This is a genomic window from Nocardia sp. NPDC060259 (assembly GCF_042728775.1).
GTDB lineage: Bacteria > Actinomycetota > Actinomycetes > Mycobacteriales > Mycobacteriaceae > Nocardia.
Map to the genome: position 1 here is coordinate 150,583 of NZ_JBHXAY010000002.1, position 23,352 is coordinate 173,934.

At 65.8% G+C, this 23,352-nt stretch carries 25 protein-coding genes; 11 read left to right on the plus strand and 14 right to left on the minus strand.

Annotated elements, in window-relative coordinates:
- Window positions 1-71 precede the first annotated feature (71 nt).
- Window positions 72-1,952 carry a glutamine--fructose-6-phosphate transaminase (isomerizing) gene (glmS, locus tag ACFWF2_RS01860; protein ID WP_379303570.1) on the minus strand — a complete coding sequence of 627 codons (1,881 nt, stop codon included), beginning with the start codon at window positions 1,950-1,952 and terminating at the stop codon, window positions 72-74.
- Between the two features lie 36 nt (window positions 1,953-1,988).
- Between glmS and ACFWF2_RS01865 the strand changes: the two genes are divergently transcribed.
- Window positions 1,989-2,846, plus strand: a complete 858-nt coding sequence (locus ACFWF2_RS01865; protein WP_379303572.1) for a dienelactone hydrolase family protein — start codon at window positions 1,989-1,991, stop codon at window positions 2,844-2,846.
- A gap of 51 nt (window positions 2,847-2,897) precedes the next feature.
- Here ACFWF2_RS01865 and ACFWF2_RS01870 read toward each other — a convergent pair whose 3' ends face one another.
- Window positions 2,898-3,551, minus strand: coding sequence for a Uma2 family endonuclease (locus ACFWF2_RS01870; protein WP_379303574.1), 654 nt, complete (start codon window positions 3,549-3,551; stop codon window positions 2,898-2,900).
- A 124-nt stretch (window positions 3,552-3,675) separates the two neighbouring features.
- Here ACFWF2_RS01870 and ACFWF2_RS01875 point away from each other — a divergent pair, with 124 nt between their 5' ends.
- The 8 genes from ACFWF2_RS01875 to ACFWF2_RS01910 all read left to right on the plus strand — a co-directional run bounded on the left by ACFWF2_RS01875 (window position 3,676) and on the right by ACFWF2_RS01910 (window position 10,828).
- Window positions 3,676-5,127, plus strand: coding sequence for a serine/threonine-protein kinase (locus ACFWF2_RS01875; RefSeq protein ID WP_379303576.1), 1,452 nt, complete (start codon window positions 3,676-3,678; stop codon window positions 5,125-5,127).
- Window positions 5,128-5,313: 186 nt separating this feature from the next.
- Complete coding sequence (locus ACFWF2_RS01880; protein WP_379303578.1) at window positions 5,314-5,628, plus strand: hypothetical protein; 315 nt, start codon at window positions 5,314-5,316, stop codon at window positions 5,626-5,628.
- Entirely contained in the window at window positions 5,625-7,190 is a 1,566-nt protein-coding gene (locus ACFWF2_RS01885; RefSeq protein ID WP_379303580.1) for a hypothetical protein, read from the plus strand. Before ACFWF2_RS01880 ends, ACFWF2_RS01885 begins: the two co-directional genes overlap by 4 nt.
- Window positions 7,187-7,708, plus strand: a complete 522-nt coding sequence (locus ACFWF2_RS01890; protein ID WP_379303582.1) for a hypothetical protein — start codon at window positions 7,187-7,189, stop codon at window positions 7,706-7,708. Before ACFWF2_RS01885 ends, ACFWF2_RS01890 begins: the two co-directional genes overlap by 4 nt.
- 116 nt (window positions 7,709-7,824) lie before the next feature.
- Complete coding sequence (locus ACFWF2_RS01895) at window positions 7,825-8,385, plus strand: DUF3558 domain-containing protein (protein WP_379303584.1); 561 nt, start codon at window positions 7,825-7,827, stop codon at window positions 8,383-8,385.
- Between the two features lie 28 nt (window positions 8,386-8,413).
- On the plus strand, window positions 8,414-8,875 hold the full coding sequence (locus ACFWF2_RS01900) for a hypothetical protein (RefSeq protein ID WP_379303586.1): 462 nt from the start codon (window positions 8,414-8,416) through the stop codon (window positions 8,873-8,875).
- Window positions 8,875-10,068 (plus strand): hypothetical protein, encoded by a 1,194-nt coding sequence (locus ACFWF2_RS01905; protein WP_379303588.1) that lies wholly within the window; start codon window positions 8,875-8,877, stop codon window positions 10,066-10,068. Before ACFWF2_RS01900 ends, ACFWF2_RS01905 begins: the two co-directional genes overlap by 1 nt.
- Window positions 10,061-10,828: an ESX secretion-associated protein EspG gene (locus ACFWF2_RS01910; protein WP_379303590.1), complete on the plus strand. Its 768-nt coding sequence runs from the start codon at window positions 10,061-10,063 to the stop codon at window positions 10,826-10,828. Before ACFWF2_RS01905 ends, ACFWF2_RS01910 begins: the two co-directional genes overlap by 8 nt.
- 51 nt (window positions 10,829-10,879) lie before the next feature.
- Here the strand turns inward: ACFWF2_RS01910 and ACFWF2_RS01915 are convergent, their stop codons facing one another.
- The 7 genes from ACFWF2_RS01915 to ACFWF2_RS01945 all read right to left on the minus strand — a co-directional run bounded on the left by ACFWF2_RS01915 (window position 10,880) and on the right by ACFWF2_RS01945 (window position 16,599).
- Window positions 10,880-11,521 (minus strand): Uma2 family endonuclease, encoded by a 642-nt coding sequence (locus ACFWF2_RS01915; RefSeq protein ID WP_379303592.1) that lies wholly within the window; start codon window positions 11,519-11,521, stop codon window positions 10,880-10,882.
- A 141-nt stretch (window positions 11,522-11,662) separates the two neighbouring features.
- Window positions 11,663-13,234, minus strand: coding sequence for a serine/threonine-protein kinase (locus ACFWF2_RS01920; protein WP_379303594.1), 1,572 nt, complete (start codon window positions 13,232-13,234; stop codon window positions 11,663-11,665).
- Window positions 13,235-13,323: 89 nt separating this feature from the next.
- On the minus strand, window positions 13,324-13,749 hold the full coding sequence (locus ACFWF2_RS01925) for a hypothetical protein (RefSeq protein WP_379303596.1): 426 nt from the start codon (window positions 13,747-13,749) through the stop codon (window positions 13,324-13,326).
- Between the two features lie 50 nt (window positions 13,750-13,799).
- Entirely contained in the window at window positions 13,800-15,566 is a 1,767-nt protein-coding gene (locus tag ACFWF2_RS01930; RefSeq protein WP_379303598.1) for a hypothetical protein, read from the minus strand.
- 9 nt (window positions 15,567-15,575) lie between these two features.
- A complete protein-coding gene (locus ACFWF2_RS01935; protein WP_379303600.1) occupies window positions 15,576-15,908 on the minus strand; it encodes a hypothetical protein in 333 nt (110 codons plus the stop codon).
- Window positions 15,909-16,005: 97 nt separating this feature from the next.
- Window positions 16,006-16,314: a DUF6802 family protein gene (locus ACFWF2_RS01940; RefSeq protein ID WP_379303602.1), complete on the minus strand. Its 309-nt coding sequence runs from the start codon at window positions 16,312-16,314 to the stop codon at window positions 16,006-16,008.
- Between the two features lie 93 nt (window positions 16,315-16,407).
- Complete coding sequence (locus tag ACFWF2_RS01945) at window positions 16,408-16,599, minus strand: PspC domain-containing protein (RefSeq protein WP_019045152.1); 192 nt, start codon at window positions 16,597-16,599, stop codon at window positions 16,408-16,410.
- Between the two features lie 146 nt (window positions 16,600-16,745).
- Here ACFWF2_RS01945 and ACFWF2_RS01950 point away from each other — a divergent pair, with 146 nt between their 5' ends.
- A complete protein-coding gene (locus ACFWF2_RS01950) occupies window positions 16,746-18,386 on the plus strand; it encodes an ABC-F family ATP-binding cassette domain-containing protein (protein ID WP_379303604.1) in 1,641 nt (546 codons plus the stop codon).
- Window positions 18,387-18,394: 8 nt separating this feature from the next.
- A complete protein-coding gene (locus ACFWF2_RS01955) occupies window positions 18,395-18,826 on the plus strand; it encodes a hypothetical protein (RefSeq protein ID WP_379303606.1) in 432 nt (143 codons plus the stop codon).
- A gap of 1 nt (window position 18,827) precedes the next feature.
- Here the strand turns inward: ACFWF2_RS01955 and ACFWF2_RS01960 are convergent, their stop codons facing one another.
- The 5 genes from ACFWF2_RS01960 to ACFWF2_RS01980 all read right to left on the minus strand — a co-directional run bounded on the left by ACFWF2_RS01960 (window position 18,828) and on the right by ACFWF2_RS01980 (window position 23,294).
- Window positions 18,828-19,193, minus strand: a complete 366-nt coding sequence (locus ACFWF2_RS01960; RefSeq protein ID WP_379303608.1) for a hypothetical protein — start codon at window positions 19,191-19,193, stop codon at window positions 18,828-18,830.
- Window positions 19,194-19,325: 132 nt separating this feature from the next.
- Window positions 19,326-20,663, minus strand: coding sequence for a phosphoglucosamine mutase (gene glmM, locus ACFWF2_RS01965; protein WP_379303610.1), 1,338 nt, complete (start codon window positions 20,661-20,663; stop codon window positions 19,326-19,328).
- Between the two features lie 164 nt (window positions 20,664-20,827).
- Complete coding sequence (rpsI, locus tag ACFWF2_RS01970) at window positions 20,828-21,343, minus strand: 30S ribosomal protein S9 (RefSeq protein WP_229739989.1); 516 nt, start codon at window positions 21,341-21,343, stop codon at window positions 20,828-20,830.
- Window positions 21,340-21,783 carry a 50S ribosomal protein L13 gene (rplM, locus tag ACFWF2_RS01975; RefSeq protein ID WP_022567307.1) on the minus strand — a complete coding sequence of 148 codons (444 nt, stop codon included), beginning with the start codon at window positions 21,781-21,783 and terminating at the stop codon, window positions 21,340-21,342. The genes rpsI and rplM overlap by 4 nt, the downstream gene beginning before the upstream one ends.
- Before the next feature lie 176 nt (window positions 21,784-21,959).
- Window positions 21,960-23,294, minus strand: coding sequence for a hypothetical protein (locus ACFWF2_RS01980; protein ID WP_379303613.1), 1,335 nt, complete (start codon window positions 23,292-23,294; stop codon window positions 21,960-21,962).
- Between the last annotated feature and the right edge of the window lie 58 nt (window positions 23,295-23,352).

Consider the following 23,352-nt stretch of genomic DNA (forward strand, 5'->3'; position numbering starts at 1 on the left):
GATCACATAACGCTGTTCGGCATGCAGTCTAAACGGGCCGGGAATCGAAGGGCGCGCAGGTGATACGGGACCTACTCGACGGTGACCGACTTGGCCAGGTTGCGCGGCTTGTCCACGTCGTAGCCGCGAGCCTGCGCCACCTCGGCGGCGAAGATCTGCAGCGGAATGGTCGACAGCAGCGGCTGGTACAGCGTCGGCGCGGCCGGGATCTCGATCAGGTCGTCCGCGAACGGGCGCACCGTGTCGTCGCCCTCTTCGGCGATCACGATGGTCCGCGCGCCACGCGCCTGGATCTCGCGGATATTGCTCAGCAGCTTCGAGTGCAGCACCGGACGGCCCTTCGGCGACGGCATCACCACGATCACCGGCAGTCCGTCTTCGATCAGCGCGATCGGCCCGTGCTTGAGCTCACCCGCGGCGAAGCCCTCGGCGTGCATGTACGCGAGCTCCTTGAGCTTGAGCGCGCCTTCCAGCGCCACCGGGTAGCCGACGTGGCGACCGAGGAACAGCACGGTCGGCACATGGGCCAGCTCGCGCGCGATGGCCCGCACCTGCGAACCGGTCTCCAGCACCCGCGCGATCTGCTTGGGCATGGCCTCGAGCTCGGCGAACTCACGGGCCACCTCGTCGGGGTACTTGACCCCGCGTGCCTGCGCCAGCGCCAGGCCGACCAGATAGTTGGCCGCCACCTGCGCGAGGAACGCCTTGGTCGAGGCGACACCGATCTCGGGCCCGGTCCTGGTGTAGATGACCGCGTCCGACTCACGCGGAATCTGCGCGCCGTTGGTGTTGCAGATCGCGAGTACGCGCGCCTTCTGCTCCTTGGCGTGGCGCACCGCTTCGAGCGTGTCGGCGGTCTCGCCGGACTGCGAGATCGCCACCACCAGCGTCGACCGGTCCAGCACCGGGTCGCGGTAGCGGAACTCGCTGGCGAGCTCGACCTCCACCGGCACCCGGGTCCAGTGCTCGATGGCGTACTTGGCGAGCAGCCCCGCGTGATACGAGCTGCCACACGCGACGACGAACACCTTGTCGAACTCGCGCAGCTCCTGATCGGCGAGGCGCTGCTCGTCCAGAACGATCCGGCCGCCGTTCTCGTCGACGACGAAATGCCCCATCAGGGTGTCGGCGACCGCGGTCGGCTGCTCCTCGATCTCCTTGAGCATGAAGTAGTCGTGGCCGCCCTTCTCGGCGGCGGCGAGATCCCAGTCGATAGTGAACGGCCGGGTGACCACGCCCTCGGTGTTCCCGGCGAAGTCGGTGACGGTGTAGCTGTCGGCGGTGATCACCACGGCCTGGTTCTGCCCGAGCTCGACCGCCTCGCGGGTGTGCTCGATGAACGCGGTGACATCGGAGGCGATGAACATCTCGCCCTGCCCGACGCCGACGACCAGCGGCGTCGACTGCCGGGCCGCGACGATCGTGCCGGGATGATCGGCATGGGTGAAGACCAGCGTGAACGCACCCTCGAGACGCTGCAGCACGGCCAGCGCGCTCGCGGTGAAGTCACCCGCGGTGGGGCCTTCCGCATACGCGCGCGCGACCAGATGCACCGCGACCTCGGTGTCGGTGTCACTGAGCAGCTCGACCCCGGCGTTCTCGAGCTCGCGGCGCAGCGGCGCGAAGTTCTCGATGATCCCGTTGTGGACGACGGCCAGCTTGCCGGACACATCGCGATGCGGGTGCGCGTTGCGATCGGTCGGGGCGCCATGGGTCGCCCACCGGGTGTGGCCCATGCCGCTGGTGCCCGCGAACCGTGCCGCACCAGCGGCGTCCAGCTCGGCTTCCAGATTGGCCAGCTTGCCCGCCTTGCGTTCGACCGCGATCGACCCATTTCCGTCGAGGATCGCGACCCCCGCCGAGTCGTATCCGCGATACTCCATGCGTCGCAACGCGTCGACGACAACGCCGAGCGCGTCCCGGTAACCGACGTAGCCCACGATTCCGCACATGGTCCCCCACCCTACTGATCGGCTAACCTTCTCGCCGTGTCGGTCTCCGTGAAATCGCTCCTGAGCACCCTGTCCGCGCGCGGCCCCCACCGGGTGTTGCGCGGAAATCTGGGCATCGCGGGCCAGCCTGGTGTGGTCTACACGCCCGAGTCCGGGCTGAACCTGCCCGCCGTCGCGTTCGCGCACGGCTGGCTGACCAGCGCAGAGAACTACAAGAGCCTGCTCGAGCACGTCGCGTCGTGGGGCTTCGTCGTCGCCGCGCCCGACACCGAACGCGGCCCGATCCCGTCACATCTTGACCTGGGCACCGACCTGCTCACCACGCTCGACATCGTGAGCAAGGTCCGTCTCGGCGACGGCACCATCAGCGTGCACCCCGACCGCCTCGCCCTGGCAGGCCACGGCATGGGCGCCGGTGCCGCCGTCATCGCCGCAGCTCAGCGCCGCGTCGCCGCCGTCGCCGCCCTGTTCCCCGCCCCCACCTCCCCCACCGCGGAGAACATCGCCCCCGAACTCGACACGCCCGGCCTGATCCTGGCTGGCGCCCTCGACCTCGACTCCGTCAGCTCCAACGCCCGCGCCCTCGCCACCGCCTGGTCCGGCCCCTCGATCCTGCGCACCATCGACGGCGCCTCCCACAACGGCATAGTCGAAGGCCGCCGCCTCTTCGCCGCCCTCGGCGCAGGCCGCTACGAACACAAAACCGAGAAAACCACCCGAGCCCTCCTCACCGGCTACCTCCTCACCACCCTCCTCGCCGACAAGACCTACGCCCCCTTCGCCGACCCTGAAGCGGCCATCCCCCACACCACGGTGGTCGACCCCAACGCCCCGGTCGAAGAGGAAACCCCCAAGCTGTCCATCGGCACGGTCGCCAAACTGATCAGGGGGTAATGGGCGCCGCCGAATCGCCTCGTTCTTGGAACTTCGGCCTCTCCCGGATACCTAGAATTCGAGTTCGCCCCAGGCGATGTCGATCAGGAATGGCAGTGCCATGACGATGCCATCGGACTTCTTGGGCGACCACATTCCCGCCAGGATGTAGTTGGCCGGGTGCAGTGGGCGGACACCCGGCGGCAGGTTGCCGTGGGTCGTCTCCAGCGCATAGGCACGAACCGAGGCGATCGCGCTGTGCGCCCGTTCCAGCGTCACTTCCCAATACCAGGGGATTCCGGCACCGGCATACCGGGCCTTCTTCTCCTCCATGTCGGCCGGGGAGTTCGACGGCGAGAGCACTTCACCGACAAGCAGCACATCATCGGCGCGTATGTCCTGATAAGGCGCATCCACGCAGGGGCGCACCAGGAAATCCGGGGTCGCGAAGTCCGATTTGCCAGTTCGGCCGAAGAAGATGTTCGTTTCGGTGTGCACCCGCCAGCAGCGTTCTGGATCGGTGGTGACCGCCTCTCGCGCGCAGCGGCGCAGCGCGGCCCAGAGCAGATTGGTGAACTCCTGGTGTTCCGCGGGTCCGCGGCGAACCCACACCACCCGCCCCTCCCACAGCTCGATCTGGGCGGCGATCTCCTCGGGGAGCTGTTCGAGTTCTTCCCAGGTCATGAACTCGGGCAAATCTGGGCGTTCCGGAGATGGACTTGCCATGACGTCATGGTAGTCCCGGACGAAGCCGTAGCGCAGGCGAGATCCGATCGGCGAATTCTGACGTCACCGAGCATCGCGTTAGCACGTGGCTCACTCAGGTCATGGGTGGTCGAACGGGGGTCAGGTGTCCAGTCTTCGTATCGGTGAGGCATTTGCCGGATATCAGGTCGAGGGGGTTCTCGGCCACGGCGGCATGGGCACTGTGTATCTGGCCAGGCATCCTCGACTGCCCCGGCTGACCGCGCTCAAGATATTGAATCCGGAGATGTTCGAGGACAGCGAGATCCGGTCTCGATTCGAACGAGAGGCCGAGGTCGCGGCACAGCTCGAGCATCCGAACATCGTCTCGGTCTACGACCGCAGCGTCGAGGGCACCGTTCCGTGGATCGCGATGCGGTATGTCGCGGGCGCCGATGCTGCGTCACTGGGAATCGTCGATCCTGATCGGGCGATGCGGATCATCATCGATGTCGCCTCGGCGCTCGACCACGCCCACTGGCGCGGGGTGCTGCACCGCGACGTGAAGCCGGCCAACATCCTGCTGGCCGCCCCCGAAGCCGGCGAGCCGGAGCGAGTCCTGCTGACGGACTTCGGCATTGCCAGATCGCACGACATGCGCGGACTGACGCGTACCGGAACCTTCATCGCCACCCTCGCCTATGCCGCACCGGAACAGCTGGCCGCGCTGCCGCTGGATCATCGCTGCGATCAATACTCGCTGGCATGCACGTTGTTCACGCTGCTGACCGGTGATTCTCCGTTCGCGGCAAACAATCCGGTCGCACTGATCGATGCCCAGATGCGCCAACCACCGCCCCCGCTGAGCAGTCGCCGTCCGGATCTGCCGCGCAGCCTCGACGCGGTGATCGGGCGGGCACTGGCCAAAAGTGCTGAGGATCGATACTCGAGCTGCGGCGAATTCGCCTGGGCTGCGGCCGAAGCGCTGCGGGCACGCGAGGCGGACACCGTGATGCCGTTCATGTCGAGGCCGCCGGCACCGATGCCGCCTCGGCCTGTCCCTGGGGCGAAGCACACGCCATCACCACATCTGCCACCTGTCGCGAACCACTCGCCGGCTCGCCGAGTAGGTCCTCGCCGAAAGTGGCCGGTGGTAGTCGGTGTCGTGGCACTCGGCATCGTCGGTACCGCGGGAACCTTCGCCGGGTTGGAGATCCGCGACAGGATCAAATACGGGTCGGCGGCGATCGAGGCAGCGATGCCGAGCAAACTGCGGGACGCGGCCACCTGCACCGCGCCCGAGTCCGGGGGCCTCACCTGCACGATCCCGGGCACCGATTCCCTTCTCATCGGAGGCACCCGCAACGGTGAGGTCCGCTTTCACGCCACTATCCAACGCGCACCTGACAAACACGTCGAGAACATCCGCACCGGGAGGGGCGGATACGTCGGAGACCTGGTCGACCAAGGCGAAACCGTCGCGCGGATCCCGTCGAACGGCAACGATACCGGGCTGGATTGGTCGAACGCGGCTACCGGCCTGGCGATTTCGGCCAGCGGGTTCAAGGACGTCCTGGCGGCGCAAACCTTCTTGAAGCGTTCAGGTCTAATGGACTGAACTGACGCATGCGCGGCTACGAGCCCGAAAGCCTCGCCCCGCAACCACCGTGGTCAACCCGCCTGCCCCGGTAGAAGAGGAACCCCGTCGCATCCATCAGCACGAACCACGAGTCCGATCGATCGCGGCCCCGGCCTAATATGTAGCCGACGCTGTGCGGCAAGGGAAGACGAAGGGAGGGGTCCGATGGGTGGTCACGTGAGGGTCGATCCGGAGCAGCTACGCAAGCTCGGGGGTAATCTGACCAACTCGGGGGGCACGATCAAGACACTCAACAAGGACATCAGCGGGTGGTCGTTCACCGCCGCCCAGGCGGGTAAAGCCTATGGGGACGAGGGCACCAAGTTCGGTGCGGAGATTGTGAGTATCGGCGCCTGGTTGACGCACTGGGAAACCGCGGTGACCAAAACAGGCAATGCGTACACCACCAGCGCGAATACATATGCCTCCGTCGATGACGCCAACGTAACCAAGATCACGGCTGCGGTGAATCTCGGATGAGTTGGACAGCGGACGAATCCGGAGTCGTCAAAGATGGCGAGGTCAACTCCGACTGGGAACACAACGTCTCAGGTTCTGTCGGAAATGCCGACAAAATCCTCTCCGACGGCGCCGAAGGGCTGGAGTACTTCAAGTACTACCTCCCGCTCTACAAAAGATGCTTCACAGAACTTCAGCTCGGCAGAGCCGACATCGCGAACCGCGACTATTACCAGCTGTGTGCCATGTACGACATGGAGCAAGGTATGGATATCGACGCGATCGACAGGATGTCGACAACCCTTAAAGACACACTCCCGAAGTTGTACACAGAACTTGTGAAACAACAGACTCAGCGAAACGCCATACAGAACGTATGGCAAGGCGACGCAGGCGATACGGCCTTCACGATGCTGAATGAACAGGTACGGCGCGCGGACGAGGACTACACCCATGCCAGCACTGCCGCTCGAGAGCTGGGAGAATTGGCAGTTGCGCTTCGCAACATAGTTTCCGAAAAGGCCACGGACGTGAAGGGGTACTGGCGCCCCAGGGGTACTGCCGACTTTCAAGCTGCCCCAGATGAAACGCTCGGACTACAGTCCATCGAGAACTATATCAACGAATACAACAACGACCACGCGAGGAGAGCAATCAGAGACACGTTTGTCCCTCAGTTCGAGGCAACCGTCCTACATTTTGACGAGGTTTGCACAGAAACCTCCAGGATCGTCCGCGAGGTGTTCAAGCAGGCAACGACGGCGCTCGCCGCAGTAGAAGCCGCCCCCTACCCGATGCCATCGGACACCCCAGCACCAGACACCTCCCAGAATGGGAACCCCATCACGAACAACCCCTCTGGTGACGGAACCTCGAATGGCGGCGGAGGTAGCTCGACCGGGGATACCACCCCCGCTACGACTACCGACGACACGAAAACCGACACTGCGGGCACCAAGAACCCGACAACAACCGATGACACCGATGACGACGACGACTCGTCCACAGATCTGAGCAGCTTGCTGTCAACGGTCTCCAGCGGACTGTCGACATTGAGCTCGGTGGTCAGCGAACTGTCGAGCCTCACCTCAGGATCGTCCGGTTCGGCCGAATCCATCGCCGAATCCATCGGCACCGGCCTCAGTTCGCTCGGCACATCGATCACCAGTGGCATCGAGCAGCTGAGCACCTTGTTCAGCGGGAACGGCTCCACCGAAATCAACATCGCCGGGACCACTCTCAGCTTGGCGACCGGAGACGACGGGCAACTCAAACTCACCACTACCGACACCGCTGGCGCGACCCACGCATACGGACTCACCCTGAACGAGAACGGCATCCCGGTGATCACCGACGCGGCCGCATCGGCAGAGCCGACTCCGAGCACGACCGCTGTGCCCAACGAGTCCACCACCGAGGGCGAGACCACCGACGGCGCCGTCGCCGGGAGCATGGCCGTTCAGCCAGGAATATCCGCTTCCAACAACAACCAGGTCACCGACACCGAACACTGGTCCACCATCCCCGAACCGGAAACGCCGGCTGACACCGGCGGACAACTGGCGGAGGCAGGTCCCCTGTGAGCTACTCCCCGATCCAGGACCTGGTTGCCGAGCATCTCCGCAGAGCCCGCATGCTTCGAGCCGAGTTCGAAGACGAACGAGCCCGCTTGCAGGCCATAGGCGACAACCTGTTGGCCGAAGCGCGAGCCGCCGAGGAACGAGCTGCTGAGCAGCAGGCCGCCGAACAGCAGGAACCGATCACCGAGCCGCACCCCGTCATCGATTTCGACGCCGTCCGCCGCGAAGAACAACTACGCGACGCGATGGCACGCTCCGCGGCCGAGCAAGCCCGTATCGCAACCTCGGACAACGAGCCGAGGACCGGGAGGCACCGGAGTGCCGTCGCTGAACACACCCCCGAGAGTTGGGCACCCGCGGGCGGCGCGCCCGCGCTCGACGATGACCAACTGCGCGAGGCACGCGAGGCGATAGCCCGCTCAGCCGCTGCGCGCCGAGCGGCCGAGCGCGTCGAGCCGGTCGACTACGACGGCTATGACCAGGAGAGCGAGTACTTCCGCGGCAAGAGTTGGTTCGGATAGACCGTGGGCAGAACGCACTTGCGGCTCGGAGGCGACATCGCGGCCGCCCCACGGGGTGTAAATTCCCGGTTGGGGCGGGAGCGGACCGGCCTGTGACCGGAACGAGGAGTTGATCGATGGATCGCGGGGCAGTCGTACGGATGGTGGTCGTCGGCGGGGCGATCTCAGCACTCCTCGGCGGGTGCAGTTCGGGGAGCGAAGGGGATGCGCAGCCGAGTTCACCGGCAGCGACCACGACCCAGGAGTCGGTGTTGCCCACCGGGTTCGACGGATGCAGTCTGCCGCAGTCGGTGATCGACGCGGAGGAGTTGCGGAATCCGAAGAAGGACGATGGGTGGACGACCGGGCGGAACAAGTGGTTGGGATGCGGGTGGATCCAGCCACGTGGCTACGGTGCCACCATTACCGTATCAACGATCACCATTCAGCAAGTAAAGGCCAGCGCCGATAATACGATCGGCGAGGAGCTAACCGTTTCCAACCGCCCGGCAATCACCTACTACCCCCCTGCCCAGGCCGGGAAGTGGTGCTCTATCAATGTCGAGATGAAAAACGGAAGCATGGAAATCGGGATAAATGTGCAGCCGAAGCCGGAGAGGTCCATCGGGCGTCATCCATGCGATATCGCCAAGGACCTCGCATCCATGCTCGCTCCAACTATTCAGCCCGGAAGCTGAAAAGACCTAACATTTTCGAGGGGGCCACGTGGCGACACCGCTGGAAAGTATAATTCAAGAAGCGAAGAATGGCGGCTTGAGTGTTTCGTTCAGTACCGACGTTCGGGTTAATGCCGACGAATTCGTGTACATGGAACGAGACTGTGAGGCCTTCCTCGATGAGATCGAGAACCTCCAACGGCAAGCAATGGCTATCGCCAACCGAGAAAAATGGGGGCTCGGCGAAACAACACCAGGTCTGACCTCGGCATCCACCTTGGTGGGTCGGTTTCGCAGCAAAGCGGGAAAGGTTGGTGCAGCATCAGACTCTGACAACAATCTCAACGACATCCTCCAGCAGCACCACGATATCGTGGTCGACATTCGAGACCTGCACCGCGAGATAGCAAAACGCTACATGGCAACGGACCAAGAATTCGCCGCCCGCTACAACGAGCTCTCCGCGAATGTTCCACCATCAGCGATCAACTCCACGGAAGGACTCGCCTGATGACCGGCAACGAGAAGTCCCGGATTGGCGAGCCGGAAAAGCCAAACAGCTGGGAACACTGGGCGATCTACCGAGCATTCAACCCGCTCGACACAACCGAAGCCAATAACGCGAGATCCGATTACCAGAAAATAGCCTCGGATTGGTCCGCCGCCGTCGAGACATTCGCCGCCCGGATCCGTCGCTCGAGCACATCTGCCTGGGAAGGCGCGGCCGCGACGGCCTCCCAGAATGCCATTGCCGACTATGCGACGCGGGCACTCGCGCTGACGCCAGCGTTGAACGCGTTGGCGCAACAGGTCACCACCACAGTCAACGGCGTGAACAACACCCGCGACAAGGTCGACGAGCCGCAGAACATGCCAGACAGCGTATGGAATCTGGACGGCCATGATTTCTGGTTCGCAGAACCGGGAAACCGCTCGATGACCGCGATCAACAAAGCCCGCGATGAAGCACGCGAGGCGATGCAGGACCACTACGTCACAGATTTTGTTGCTGCCGATGGGCAGATTCCCGTCCTGCCGCAACCCGAGAGCCCGACCTCACCGCTGACCTCATGGAAGCCGACCGGCGGCGATTCAGGCGCCAACGGCGGAGGCAACGGCGACAGCTCGAACCCAGGCGGCGCGAACGGCGGAAACCCGGGCGACGAGACCGCACCGACTACCGAAGACCCCGCGGATACCGAGACACCCACCGACACAGACGATTCCAGCGACGACGACACCACCGACGACACCAATCCGTCGACGACCGAGGAAGCGGAATCGCCCGACTCGACATCACCTGCGTCCACCCCGGAGACGACTCCGGCAGGGGTCAATCCGGCAGGGACGCCGGGTGCGGGCTCGCCCGGTGCCGGTTCACCCGGCAGCGGCAGCCCGGGCGGCGGTAGCCCGGGCAGCGGCAGCCCAAGCGCCCCCGCGCCGGGCGGCGTCACAGCTGGATCACCGACCGCTGCGAGAGTTCCGACCGGCGCGACCGCCGCAGCGAGCGGAAGTGGCACCGGCAGGGCGGGTGCACCAGGGATGGGCGGAATGGGCGGCGGCCGAGGCGGCGGCAAGTCCGAAGACGACGAGACCCATCAGATCCCAGACTGGCTGAAGCACATGGAGAACACCGAGGAACTACTCGGTGAGATGCCACGCACAATTCAGGGTGGCGTAATCGGCGGGAACGCAGATGAGTGAATGGACTTGGGAGCCTGACGATTTCGCCGCTCTCTGGTTGAACGATGCGCACGATCGGTTCCCGGGTCCACTCGGCTACACCAGTCGCATCCCCACCGTCAGCGAGGAACGAGCGCACCGAGCGGCGGTCCACGCAAGGTATGACCGCGAGGAGACCGAGCTGATCCAGCTCGCTTTCCATACCCTGAGTAACTGCGACTTGCAGATCAGGATCGTCGGCGAGTCGACCGGCCTCGGCGGTGGTCGACGACGAATGTATCGACTGCTCGGCGCGCAGACCGCCCATCACGCGGTCCTGCTGTCCCAGACCGTCACCGATGACGTCGAGGAGCGCATCCGGTGCAGGCTGTTCCGCCCGGACAACCTGCCAGGCCGGATCGCCAAACTGCTGCCCGAGTTCGCGGCGGGGCGCTCATCGAGCCGAACATTCCACATCGACGACATCACCTCAGCACGACGAGGCGGCAACGACGGCTATCGAGACTCGCCCAGCAAGCAGTTCGAACGCCTTCTCGGCCAGTCGCGCGACGGCGGTGGAATCGCCGAACTACTGCCCGGCCCACTCGATTCCCGGTCCGACTCCTGGTACAGCGCACAGTGGTTCGACCTCACCGAAGAAGGCCGCTACCTGCTGCAACGCGACCGCGACCAGGTGCAGCTGCGCCCGATCGCCAACGAAGACCTGCGCTCGCTGTTCGCCAACTGGATCGACCGAACCCGCAGCAGGCTGCGTGAGCGGGAGAACGAACACGCCTGGTGAACAACGCCGGTGCGGGTACGAACGCAATGGACGAAAGGCAACCGCAGACGTTCAGAACGCGAGTGCCGACCAGGGGATGTCGATCCGGAACGGGTAATCGAAGGTTATCCCGGCGCGCTCGGTCTGGGTCCATTCACCGACGACCAGGTAGTTCGCCCGACGCAACGGTGTGACGCCCTGCGGAAGCTCCGCATGACCGGTCTCCAGCGCGTAGGCGCGCACGTGGGCGATCGAGCTGGTATCGCGGCGCAGACCGACCTCCCAGTACCAGGGAATCCCCGCTCCCGCGTACCGTGCCTTCTTCGCTTCCAGGTCGGTCTGGGTGTTCGACGGCGAGAGGACCTCGCCTACCAGCACTGTATCGGCGGACCGGACGTCAGCGAACGGCGGCAGGCATCGGTGCACGAGGAAATCGGGGGTGAGGAAGTCCGACTTGCCCGAGGTACCCAGGAAGACGTTGGTCTCCGATTCCACCTCCCAACACCGGTTGGGCCGCGCCGACATGTCGTTTCGAGCGCATCGCTCGAATTCGTTGGTCAGTCGGCGGGTGAATTTCTGGTGCTCACGTGGACCGCGCCGCACCCACACGACCCGCCCACCCCAGAGCTCGATCTGACCAGCGATCTCGTCCGGCAGCAGCTCGAGCTCATCCCAGGTCATGAACTCGGGAAGCTCCTCGCTCGGCACTGGCATGCGGCCATGGTACCGCCCAGAAGCCAGTCCACTTCGGGATCGGACCGGTCACCTCAACCACCCGCGCCCTCCTCACCGGCTACTTCCTGTCCACCCTCCTCGGCGACAAAGTGCGCGGCCTTCGCCGACCCCGCGGATAGCTCAATCGCACAGGGGCGCGTTCCGCCACCAGTTGATGTAGAAGGCCGCCAGGCGCTCCGACTGATCCTCAGCTGCTCCCCGGATATCGACCGTTATCCGAAACCGCGACCTGTTGGGATCATCGGGGAACGTGGTGACGTGCAAAGGCGCCGCCCCCGGCCGGGTGACGAGAATGGTCGTCGGGTCCTGTGCACACCCCGTATGGGATTCACGACGACCTGGCCCCACTCGATCGCGAAAAGTCGTCAAGCTGTCCTGCACGTCCTCGGCGGAACCGTAATCCGATACCACAAACGGCAGGCCGTCGGCTGATGTGCAGATGACAGAATCTACCGCGGGCCAGGCCGAGTTTTTCTTGCAGGCCGCACCACCAAACCCTGAGCCAAGATCACTACCGATCTCACCGACCAGTCCTGGAAATGCACCTCCGATGGTTTTATATCGAGCCTGCACAGCTTCCCGCGCCGATGCCCCGCGCATATTGTCGATTACGAATCCAATAGGCACGACCGCTAACAGGAGGAGTCCACCAACCATTACGATGCGTCGCAGTCGCGAACGACGAGCCGAGCGCGAAGTTCCACCGGAGCCACCAGCGTTCTCGGCCGTGCCCGTCTGACCCGATGATTCAACTGTAGGCTCCGGAAAGGCACTCGCACGGTTCGGCTTTGGCGGCACAAAGAGTGTCGGCGCCAGCCGGACCGCCGAAATCGTCTGGGCAGAGCGGGCGCTCGGAACTGCAGCATGGGCTCCGTCGAACGCTTGTCGCACAGCGTCTACGAATTCACCGCATGTGTCGTACCTATCGTTCGCCTGTTTGGCCATGGCGCGGCACAACACAGCGTCCAGAGCGTCCGGCAGTCCCGGCCGCATCCTCGACACGAGCGGCGGCGGCTCGGACATATGCGACTGGATAACCGCGACCGGGTTGGTCGCAGAGAACGGCACAGAGCCGGTGAGCAGAACAAACAGCGTGCAGGCCAGTGAATACTGATCGCAGGCCGGCCCCAGAGGCATGCCGGAGAGCTGTTCGGGTGAGGCGTAAGCCAGTGTGGCAGTGAACGTTCCAGTCTGCGTAAGCGGATTCTGATCGAGGCGCAGCCGCGCAATACCGAAGTCGGCCAGCATGACCCGCTCAGGCAGTCCCGGTTCGACCTCACCGAGCAGAATGTTCGCGGGCTTGATGTCCCTATGCAACACCCCACGCCCGTGTGCGAAGTCGAGCGCCTCGGCTACTTCGGACACCACACGCACGGCCCGCGCCGGGTCGAAGATCGCCACAGCACCGGCATCGGTGCCGTGCACGTACTGCATCGCGATCCACGGACGCCGTCCCTCGACTCCTCGGTCGTACACCGCGACGATGTTCGGATGGTCCAACCGCGCAGCGAGGTCCGCTTCACGCGCGAAGCGCGCCTTGGCCTCCTCGTCGCCGAACATCTTCTCGTCCAGCAGTTTCAACGCTACCGACCGCGGCAGCCGCGGATGGCGCGCCAGGTAGACGGTGCCCATGCCACCGCGCCCGAGCACCCGCTCCAATTCGAACCCGGCGATAAATCCGTTCTCAGTCACCCTGTCCCCCGACGTATCCGCAGGCATGAATCATGCAACCTGCGTTCGGCATCCCACCGAGCGTGTTCAGGTTGCACGATTCAGCCGCGTCAGTCCAGCCAAGTCGAACGACGGTAGTACTCGGACTCGGCGTCGTAGTCACCGTCTGACGGCACGACTGTCGACTTGGCCTGTCGAGCGGCCTTCGCCCGCGCGACCGCCGTCCTGATCTCAACCTGCTGCTGCTCATGGGACATGTTCGGGTCGGGGACGAAAGGAATGGGCGGCGGCACCGGCTGCGCAGGCGCGCTCCACTGCGCTGGTTCTTCCTGAAGCGATTGTGGCTCGGACGTTTCAGGCTGTTCCTGCGCGGATTCCTGCTCGGCGAGCTCACGCAGTCGCTGGGCGGCGTCGGCGGCGAACTGTTCTGCCCGAAGCGAGGTCTGACGGTTGATCTCGTCGATCTCGTCCATCAGAATCGCCGAACGCCGACGCGCGTCCGCCGCGATCTGCTCGATTTCAGCCGCGTAGTCCACGGTCGATCATTCTCCCGATATCGTGCGCGTACCGCCGATGGCCACCCGAGTCACAGCGGTCCCGCCTCGGCGAGAACCGCTCCGCTGTCGCCGGGATTGTTCACAGGGTGATCCTCGACGCTCGGAACGTGCTCACCATCGGTCTCCTGCTGGGTCGACCGAGGACCGACAGGCACACCACCCGCGACGGAACCCGACGACTGCTCGCCCGACCCGATCTCGCTGGTCACCGGAGCGTTCGTCAGATCGGGGGTCTCGGACGTGGTCGCATCCGCACCACCGCGGCCTCCGGTCCCCGCATCGGTGAGGCCGGCTTCGCTCTGGCCCGTTCCGGATTGCGGTGTGCTCGAGCCCAGGACGCCCGCAGTGTCGTCCGTCTGCCCAGTTGTCGAACCATCGGCCGACGTGGAGTCCTGCGTCAGCACCGGAATCCCGTTCTCGTCCAACGTCAACTTGTATTGCGTCGAGCCCCCGTTGGCATCAGTCGTCGTCAACGACAACCCGTTCTCGCCCGCCTCGATGCTCACCTCGGTGTCACCGATCTGGAACGAAGCCTCGTGCTCACCCGAGAGCAGACTGCTCGCCTGCTCGGTCATCTGCTCGATGCCATCGCTGAGGGATGTGCCCACCGATTCGATCGTCGAGGTGAGCGTGTCGCCGAGGTCCCCGGTCAGTGCGCTCGACAGGGTCGTGCCGAGCTCGCTGATCGTCGACGACAGGGAACTCAGCGCACTACTGATATCGGAGTCGTCGGTCGAATCATCGGTGCTCGAATCATCGTCGTTCTGCGTGGTGTTCTTCGCCGCGGAGGTATCGCCCGTCTGGGTCCCTGCCGTCGTTGTCGGGTTCCCGATGGATGCCTGGTTGTCGCCACCACCCGACTGATCGCCCTGCGACTGCGTCTTGCCGCCCTGGGGCTGCTGCTGGTCACCCTGGGCTTGTGACTTATCTCCTTGGGGCTGCTGCTGATCACCGGGCGCGGTACTCGAACCCGCGACCGATGGATAGCTGCGCTCGACGACGCCTGCGGCGGCCTGCTCAGCAGTGCGGAAGAGGTTTTCGATGGCAATCCGTGTCGTGGTGCACTGATCGTTGAAAATCTGGACCTTGCCGTTGTAGTCGGGCATGAAAACCACCGAGAGCCACCGCTTACAGATCGCCTTGATCGCGTCCTTGTACTCCGGTGAGGTCGTGTTCTTGATCTCCGCAGCGGTGTTCGGCACATCCTCCGCACCTGCCGAGTTGCGGTGCCCTGTCATGGTGGCCAATTCGTCGTTGAGGATTTGCCCGGACTCGGCTCCCCTGATCACCCTGTCGATGGCCGTCGGATCCAATCCACCAACTGTCGGCATCATCTTGGGCTTCCCGCCCACGTACAGTTCCACGGCGCCGTCCGTCAGTTTCAAGACGGTGTCTGCCTTGACTTTGACGAGCCCGGGAATCTCCGCCGCGGCCTTGGTCAGCGCCGCTTCGAAATTCCGCACCGCGTCACGGTCCTCGCCCGCCATTGTCGCGATCCGACCCAGCTGACCCGCAGCGGCTTCGGCGGCTGCACCCTGCCAGCCCGTCTGCATCGACTGAGCAGCCGACTGTTGCGCGGCGATCTTGGAGTCAGCCGTGGTCGACAGCTGACGAAGCGCACTTGCGGCGGCGTCGAGCTTGGCGATGTTCATCTCGCGCTCGTTGTCATACGGTCGCACCAACTCGTAGAAGTTGAAGCTTCCGCCGAACGCGGCGACGTACCGGGGACCCAATTGCTCGAAGTACTGCAGACCGGGAGCACCGTCGTTGAGGATGTCGTCAATGGACTTCGTCATCGCCGCACCTCACTTCGCGGGCGCCGGCGCGGCACCGTCGAGACCGCGCGCGGTTTTCGTGTCGACATCGGTGTACTCGACGGCCGCCTTACCGATCGCATCCGCAAGCCCCTCGGATGCCGTTGTCCAGACCTTGGCCCAACCGACCACTCGATCCAGGGCGCCATCGATCTTCTGTCCGCTGCCGGTATAGGCCCTTCCGGCATCCGCCGCACCCCACTCCAGGGTCGCGACCTGTTTCGCCGAAGTGCGCAGGGTCGCCACCGTGTCCTTCAGGCTGTTGACCGTCTGGGTCATCGCAGCTTGATTCACCACGAGTCCACCGGAAACCTTCTCGCCCATACCCCCGCCTCCCCGATAAGCCGGACACGCCGCAACAGCGTCTTACCAACTTCGACGCACGAACCCCCTCGCCGGTTCCATCACCAGCGAGAAAAGTTCACTCCCCCAGATTCCCCTGGTCCGTCCGCCGCCACTCCGACGTCCCATCGGGAAACCGGTGGTACTCCCACGCCGCATAGTCCCCATCGGCCTCGACCACCGTCACATGATCGGCGATCCCGTCGTGGTCGAAGTCCGACCAGACGCTGGTGTCGTGGGGTGTGGCATCGGTGAGAGAGTCGACGACTCCGTCACCGTCGAGGTCCTGGGACGGAGAGTGGAGTTCGACGGGGCCGAGGCTGCCGAGGGATGAATGGGCGTCGATGTCGGGTAGGCCGAGGCCAGGGATGTCGCCCGAGGTGACCATGGGACTCCTCCTCAACGGAAAACTCGCGGATGACGGCGCGGTGAGACTTCCACCATCTTGTCATCCGCGAGCGGGTGCCGGAGCGGTCGGGCGTTACTTCTTCGGCATGATCAGCCACAGAACCAGGTAGAGCAGGAACTGGGGGCCGGGCAGGAGGCAGGAGACGACGAAGACCAGGCGGACGATGTTGGCGTTCCAGCCGAAGTACTCGGCGATGCCACCGCAGACGCCGGCGATCCATTTGTCGCTGGTCGAACGGGTGAAGCGGCGGGCGGGGGCGGTCATTGTGTGAGGCCTTCCTGTCGAGCTGGTGATAACTCCACTGTGCCGAGCACGACCCCTCCCCCGCATCGGTCGGCAGACCCATCCGCACCCTGATTTCTGCCGGGCCCGATCTCAGGGTCCTACCCCTAGGCGGGCAGACTTGAGAGGTGAGCACGACATTGCAAGCCACCGGTCTGTCCGCCGGCCACGCCGAGCGGACCCTCTTCGCCGACCTCGACTTCACCCTCGCCCCCGGCGACGTGATCGGGCTGGTGGGAGTGAACGGCGCAGGCAAGTCGACGTTGCTGCGAATGCTGGCCGAACGCACGGCAGGCGACGGCGCCATCACCTTGAGCCCGCCGGACGCGACGGTCGGCTACCTCGCGCAGGAGCCGGAGCGGATCGACGGCGAGACCGTGCTCGAATTCCTCTCTCGCCGGACCGGCGTCGCCGTTGCCCAGCAGGTGATGGATGCGGCGGCGGAGCGTCTCGGCGAAGGCGGGGAAGATGACTACTCGCCCGCGCTCGAGCACTGGCTCGCCCTCGGTGGCGCCGATCTGGATCAGCGCGCCGAGGAGGTGGCCGCCGATCTCGGCCTCACCGACGGACTGGCGAGCGGACTGGACACCCCGATGACGGGTCTGTCCGGCGGACAGGCGGCGCGGGCTGGTCTGGCCTCGGTGTTGTTGTCGCGCTTCGACATTCTGCTGCTGGACGAGCCGACCAACGATCTCGACCTGGACGGCCTGGATCGGCTGGAGCGCTTCGTCAAAGGCATCCGGGTGCCGCTGATGGTGATCAGCCACGATCGGGAGTTCCTGGCGCGCACCGTGAATCGGGTGCTGGAACTGGATCTGGCGCAGCAGCAGGTCGGGCTCTACGACGGCGGGTACGAGGCGTATCTGGCCGAACGCGAGATCGCCCGCAAGCACGCCCGTGAGGCCTATGACGAATTCGCCGACACCAAGGCGGGTTTGGAGGCGCGGGCCCAGATGCAGCGCAACTGGCTCGAGCACGGCGTGCGCAATGCGCGGCGTAAGGGCAAGAACGACTCGGACAAGATAGGCCGTAAGACCCGTGCCGAGTCGACCGAGAAGCAGGCGGCCAAGGCTCGTCAGACACAGCGCCGGATCGAACGCCTTGACGTGGTCGAGGAGCCGCGCAAGGAATGGGAGCTGCGGATGGAGATCGCGTCCGCGCCCCGCAGCGGTGCGGTGGTGGCGACCGCGGCCAATGCCGTCGTGCGCCGCGGCGAGTTCACCCTCGGCCCGATCAAAACGCAGATCGACTGGGCCGACCGGATCGTGCTCACCGGCGCCAACGGTTCCGGGAAGTCCACCCTGCTCAGTCTGTTGCTCGGCAAGATCGCCCCCGATTCCGGTTCCGCCGCACTGGGTTCCGGCGTCGAGATCGGCGAGGTCGACCAGGCGCGCGGCCTGTTCCGCGGACCGGAAAACCTGGCCCACACCTTCGGCGCGGCGATGCCCGATTGGCCCGACGCCGACGTCCGCACGCTGCTGGCGAAATTCGGCCTGCGCGGCCCGCACGTGACCCGCGCCTGCGACACCCTCTCCCCCGGCGAACGCACCCGCGCCGCGCTGGCCCTGCTGCAGGCACGCGGGGTGAACCTGCTGGTCCTGGACGAGCCGACCAACCACCTCGACCTGCCCGCCATCGAACAGCTCGAGCAGGCCGTCGAATCCTTCACCGGCACGCTGATTCTGGTGACGCATGATCGCCGGATGCTGGATTCTGTTCGTGCGACCCGCCGTTGGCACATGGCCGGTGGATTGCTCACCGAGGATTAGGACGCACCATGGACCTCACACTTGGCATCGATACCCGCGTCACGCTGCTCGTCACCGGCCTGATCTTCCTGATCGCACTGCTGCTCGGGGTGTGGAAGTACCACGGCATCCGCACCTCGGCCGAGGGCGCGGCGCACATCTACGTCGACATCGCGCACCGCGCCGCCCTGCTGTACTCCTTCGCCGGAATCCTGCTCGCGGTGTTCACCGAGCTCAGCGCCTGGCCGACGATCGTCAACTTGACGGCGGACCTGGTGATACTCGCGTTCTTCGTCGGCGCGATCGCCAGCTATGTGCTGCACGGGATGCGGCGCGACACCACCAATCAGTTCGCCGGCGAGATTCCCGCCGCGCTGCGGCTGTCGATGTACGGGCTGATGGCGGGCGAGATCCTCGGGTTCCTGGTGTTGTTCAGCGGTTTCGTCGTCGGCCAGTTCTAGCTCAGAACGACTGCACCACAGCCATTTCCGCGGCCCCGAACAGGTCGATGTCAGAACCGAGCGCGACGCCGATCAGCCCGGCGGCACCGGTGACGACAAGAATCGCGACGACAACGATCAGCGACCGCGAGCGCGGCACCCGTGGCACGGGGAACGAATACCCGCGCGACGGTTCGGGGACCGGCTCGTAGTGCTCGACCGGCTGGCCGTAACCCTCGTCCCGGATCGGGACGGTGTGCGAATACCCTTGCGGCACCTCACGACACCCCGGCCTGCCACACGCCCCACCACAGCGGTGATACGGATCGTAGTCGACCGGGTAGCGGTCCTCGTCGCGGTAGTTCCGGGCAGGCAGCGGCGGCACCATGAATCGCCCCCTTCGAATCGTGTTGCGCGCCAAACTGTCCGGTGCGCCAAGCAGCACACTCGCCACCAGCACACAGGTCAAATACGGCGTAAGCCGATAGTAGATGGACCCGGCGCGCCCCGCCAGATAGAACTAGACCGCCGCGACCTGCTTGGCCAGATCGTCGGCGAGCTGGCGCGCCTGCGCCGGATCGGTGGCCTCGACCATCACCCGCACCAGCTGCTCGGTTCCGCTGGGCCGCAACAGCACCCGGCCGGACTCACCGAGCACCCGCTCGGCCTCGGCGACCGCTTCGCGCACCTCGGGGTCGGCGGCGACGGCCGCCTTGTCGCTGACCGGCACGTTCACCAGCACCTGCGGCACGGTGCTCATCACCGCGGCCAGCTCGCCGAGCGGGCGCCCGGTCTGGGCCATCCGCGCCATCAGCCGCAGCCCGGTGAGCACACCGTCACCGGTGGTGCCGTAGCGCGGGAACACCACGTGACCCGACTGTTCGCCGCCCAGGCTGTAGCCGCCGCGGCGCAGTTCCTCGAGCACATAGCGGTCGCCGACGGCGGCGGTGAGCACGGTGATCTCGGCGGCGCGCATGGCGATGTGCAGGCCGAGGTTGCTCATCACGGTCGCGACCAGGGTGTTGCCGACGAGCTCACCCGCATCGCGCATCGCCAGCGCCAGCACGGCCATGATCGCGTCACCGTCGACGATCTCGCCCGCGGCGTCCACCGCGAGGCAGCGGTCCGCGTCGCCGTCGAGGGCGATGCCGAGGTCGGCGCCGTGCTCGAGGACCGCGGCGCGCACGGCCTCGAGGTGGGTCGACCCGCAGCCGTCGTTGATATTGAGGCCGTTGGGCTCGGCGTTGATCGCGATCACCGTCGCGCCCGCCTCCCGATACACCTGCGGGGCCACCTCGGCGGCCGCGCCGTGCGCGCAGTCGACGACGACGGTCAGCCCGGACAGGTCCTGGCCGGTGGATTCGAGCAGATGCTCGACATAGCGTTCGTGGGTGCCCTCGACGGTGTAGTCGCCGCGCACGCGGCCGATGCCCGCGCCGGTCGGGCGCACGGTGACGCCTTCGGCGATCAGGGCTTCGATCCGCTGTTCCACGGCGTCGTCGAGCTTGTGCCCGCCCGCCGCGAAGATCTTGATCCCGTTGTCGGGCATGGGATTGTGCGAGGCGGAGATCATCACGCCGAAGCACGCGTCGTAGAGGCCGGTCAGGTACGCCACGGCCGGGGTCGGCAGCACGCCGACCGAGAGGACATCGACACCCGCCGAGGTCAGGCCCGCGGTCACCGCGGCCTCGAGCATCTCGCCGCTGGCCCGCGGATCACGGCCGAGGACCGCGACCGCGCGCTTCTTGCCGCGCGAGAGCACCTGCGCGGCCGCGCCCGCGACGCGCATCGCCAGTTCCGGGCTCAACGACTCGTTGGCGAGTCCTCGAACACCGTCGGTGCCGAACAGCCGTCCCATAAAACCCTCTACTTGTAGTAGGTCCCCGAATACAGCACGAGAGCAGGCAACCAGCCGTGCTGGAAGCCTGCTCTCGCACACGTGCTCCGCCGACCGGGCTCATCCCCGCTCTCGCGGGGAGCATACCTAGCGAATGCGAAAGACGGTGGCCGGCAGTGCGTAAATCAGCGCTTCGAGTACTGAGGCGCCTTACGGGCCTTCTTCAGACCGTACTTCTTACGCTCGGTGGCACGCGGGTCACGGGTCAGGAAGCCGGCACGCTTGAGCGCGGGACGATCCTCCGGGGTGACCTCGATCAGCGCACGGGCGATAGCCAGACGCAGGGCGCCTGCCTGACCCGAGGGGCCGCCACCGACCAGGCGAGCGTAGATGTCGAAGCTCTCGACACGCTCGACGGTGACCAGCGGGGACTTCACGAGCTGCTGGTGCACCTTGTTCGGGAAGTAATCCTCGATGGTGCGGCCGTTGAGCTCGAAGTTGCCCGAGCCGGGAACCAGGCGCACGCGAACGACGGCTTCCTTACGGCGGCCGACGGTCTGCACCGGGCGATCGATCACGATCGGGGCGTAGGTGGCTTCTTCGGCGTACTCGGCTTCGTAGCCTTCGCCGTCTTCGACAACCTCGACCACGGTCTCGTCGACCGCGTCGAACTCTTCGTTGAACTCTTCAGGAGCGGTCACTGGGCCACCTGCTTGATCTCGAACGGAACCGGCTGCTGCGCGGCGTGGGGGTGGTTCGGGCCTGCGTAGACCTTCAGCTTGCCCGCGATCGCGTTACCCAGCTTGTTCTTCGGGATCATGCCCTTGACGGCCTTCTCCACGAGACGATCGGGACGGGTCGCCAACACCTCGCCGACAGTGCGCGACTTGAGGCCGCCCGGGTGTCCGCTGTGGTGGTGGATCAGCTTGTCCTGCTTCTTGTTGCCGGAGATGGCAACCTTGTCCGCGTTGATGATGATGACGAAGTCGCCACCATCGACGTGCGGTGCGTAGGTCGGCTTGCCCTTGCCGCGCAGCAGGCCAGCGGCCTGCACGGCGAGACGGCCGAGGACTACGTCAGTGGCATCGATGACGTACCACTTGCGGGTGACGTCACCTGCCTTGGGGCTGTACGTAGGCACAGTCGTTCCCTGTCTGTCGTCGGTGTTGCCGGCCACGGGTGTGGTCGAGAGCGTCCCGGCGGCCGGTGGAGACCCGGGACATCGAGGAGACGCCGATCCGCGAACGGTTCGACGTTCCACACGCCAGCGAGCAACGATACCAGCTACGCATGACGCCACCACAATCGGGCGCTGAGCTAGATCGCCACCGGCGGGCCTGGATCGGTCGCGCCCGCGGGCCCCGGGATGAGGTAGCGCAGCGTGTCGATGCCGGGGGTGACGCAGGCTTGGTCCTCGATCAGCCCGCCACCGCGCGCGCTCGCGATGCCCTCGGGCGGGACCGTGTTCGCGTACGGGGTGAACGCGCAGCTCACGAACTCGCCTTTGGCCGCGGCCGCGGGACCGGTGGCGCCCACGTGCCAGGCGGTCGCGGCGAGCGCGACCGCGCCGACCACGGCCGGCGCTCCGAAGAAGCCCTTCTTCATCTTGCCGAGCAGCCTGCCCCTGCGCTCGTCGTCGTCGGGTTCGTCGAGCGCGTGCCGCCCGCCGGACTGCGCGGGCGGACCGGCGACGAAACCGGCCGGACTCGGGGGCTGACCGGTGGTCGGGGCCGCGGGCGGGGCGCCCCAGCCGACCTGCGCGGCATAGCCCTGGCCCGGGTGCTGGGACTCCGGATAGTCGTCTTCGTCGAGTTCCGGCTCGGTGACCAGCAGGTGCGCCGCGCCGAGCACGAGCGCGTGCATCGGATGATCGGCCACGTGCAGGCGCTGGCCGAGGTGGTTCTGGAAGGCCAGCCGCAGCGCGTCGTTGAAGCAGACATTGCCCGCCAGCAGCACCGTCGAGGTGTCGGCGCCGATCGAGCGGGCCGCCGCCATCGCCTCGATCACCACATTGTCGGCCGAGCGGGCGTCGCGCAGCGCCTCGGCACCGACGGCGACCTCCACCGATTCGGTGGGCTGTTCGTCGTCGCCGTGCACCGCGACGACCAGCAGGGTGCGGCCGTCGGAGTACACGCCGGTGGCGCCGATGCCGTTGCGATGCCGCTCGCTCGGCGGCGAGACCAGGCCGAGCGCGCGCACGTAACCCGACAGCGCGACGCTCTCCGGCAGCGGCTCGACGACCACGTCGAGCTGCTCGACGAGCGCGGCGTAGGTCTCGACCTTCTCCTCCGGCCAGGTGTCCGGGTACGGCAGCGCGACCAGCTGCGGCTTACCGCGCAGGTACTTGCCGACCGCGGCCAGCGGGTTGTACAGCCTGGCCCGGAACACCAGCTCCGCGGGCCAGGTGGCGCCGGCGATCACGATCTGCGGGTGCCCGAGGATGTCGCGCACGTCGGCGATCGCCATGCCGAGGTCCGGCCGCTGCCGGTCGACGCCTGCGGTGTGCAACCTGCCCGCCGCGTCGGCGAGGAGGTAGGCGGGTGGGGTGTAGGTGCCCTCCACCTGAACCGGGCGGATCGGAGTCTCACCGCCGCCCGCGGCAACGGACACCACATCCCACCCCAGATGCAGGGCCCCAACTCGAACGGTCACAGGCTCAAGTGTGCCCGGTCGGCGAGCGACACGCGCATCATGCCCGCCGATATGGCCC

Bases quoted from the DNA above. Each gene is read 5' to 3' on its own strand.
- glmS (WP_379303570.1), bottom strand. From the start codon at position 1,952: ATGTGCGGAATCGTGGGCTACGTCGGTTACCGGGACGCGCTCGGCGTT.
- ACFWF2_RS01870 (WP_379303574.1), bottom strand. From the start codon at position 3,551: ATGGCAAGTCCATCTCCGGAACGCCCAGATTTGCCCGAGTTCATGACC.
- ACFWF2_RS01880 (WP_379303578.1), top strand. From the start codon at position 5,314: ATGGGTGGTCACGTGAGGGTCGATCCGGAGCAGCTACGCAAGCTCGGG.
- ACFWF2_RS01885 (WP_379303580.1), top strand. From the start codon at position 5,625: ATGAGTTGGACAGCGGACGAATCCGGAGTCGTCAAAGATGGCGAGGTC.
- ACFWF2_RS01895 (WP_379303584.1), top strand. From the start codon at position 7,825: ATGGATCGCGGGGCAGTCGTACGGATGGTGGTCGTCGGCGGGGCGATC.
- ACFWF2_RS01905 (WP_379303588.1), top strand. From the start codon at position 8,875: ATGACCGGCAACGAGAAGTCCCGGATTGGCGAGCCGGAAAAGCCAAAC.
- ACFWF2_RS01910 (WP_379303590.1), top strand. From the start codon at position 10,061: ATGAGTGAATGGACTTGGGAGCCTGACGATTTCGCCGCTCTCTGGTTG.
- ACFWF2_RS01915 (WP_379303592.1), bottom strand. From the start codon at position 11,521: ATGCCAGTGCCGAGCGAGGAGCTTCCCGAGTTCATGACCTGGGATGAG.
- ACFWF2_RS01930 (WP_379303598.1), bottom strand. From the start codon at position 15,566: ATGACGAAGTCCATTGACGACATCCTCAACGACGGTGCTCCCGGTCTG.
- ACFWF2_RS01935 (WP_379303600.1), bottom strand. From the start codon at position 15,908: ATGGGCGAGAAGGTTTCCGGTGGACTCGTGGTGAATCAAGCTGCGATG.
- ACFWF2_RS01940 (WP_379303602.1), bottom strand. From the start codon at position 16,314: ATGGTCACCTCGGGCGACATCCCTGGCCTCGGCCTACCCGACATCGAC.
- ACFWF2_RS01945 (WP_019045152.1), bottom strand. From the start codon at position 16,599: ATGACCGCCCCCGCCCGCCGCTTCACCCGTTCGACCAGCGACAAATGG.
- ACFWF2_RS01955 (WP_379303606.1), top strand. From the start codon at position 18,395: ATGGACCTCACACTTGGCATCGATACCCGCGTCACGCTGCTCGTCACC.
- ACFWF2_RS01960 (WP_379303608.1), bottom strand. From the start codon at position 19,193: ATGGTGCCGCCGCTGCCTGCCCGGAACTACCGCGACGAGGACCGCTAC.
- glmM (WP_379303610.1), bottom strand. From the start codon at position 20,663: ATGGGACGGCTGTTCGGCACCGACGGTGTTCGAGGACTCGCCAACGAG.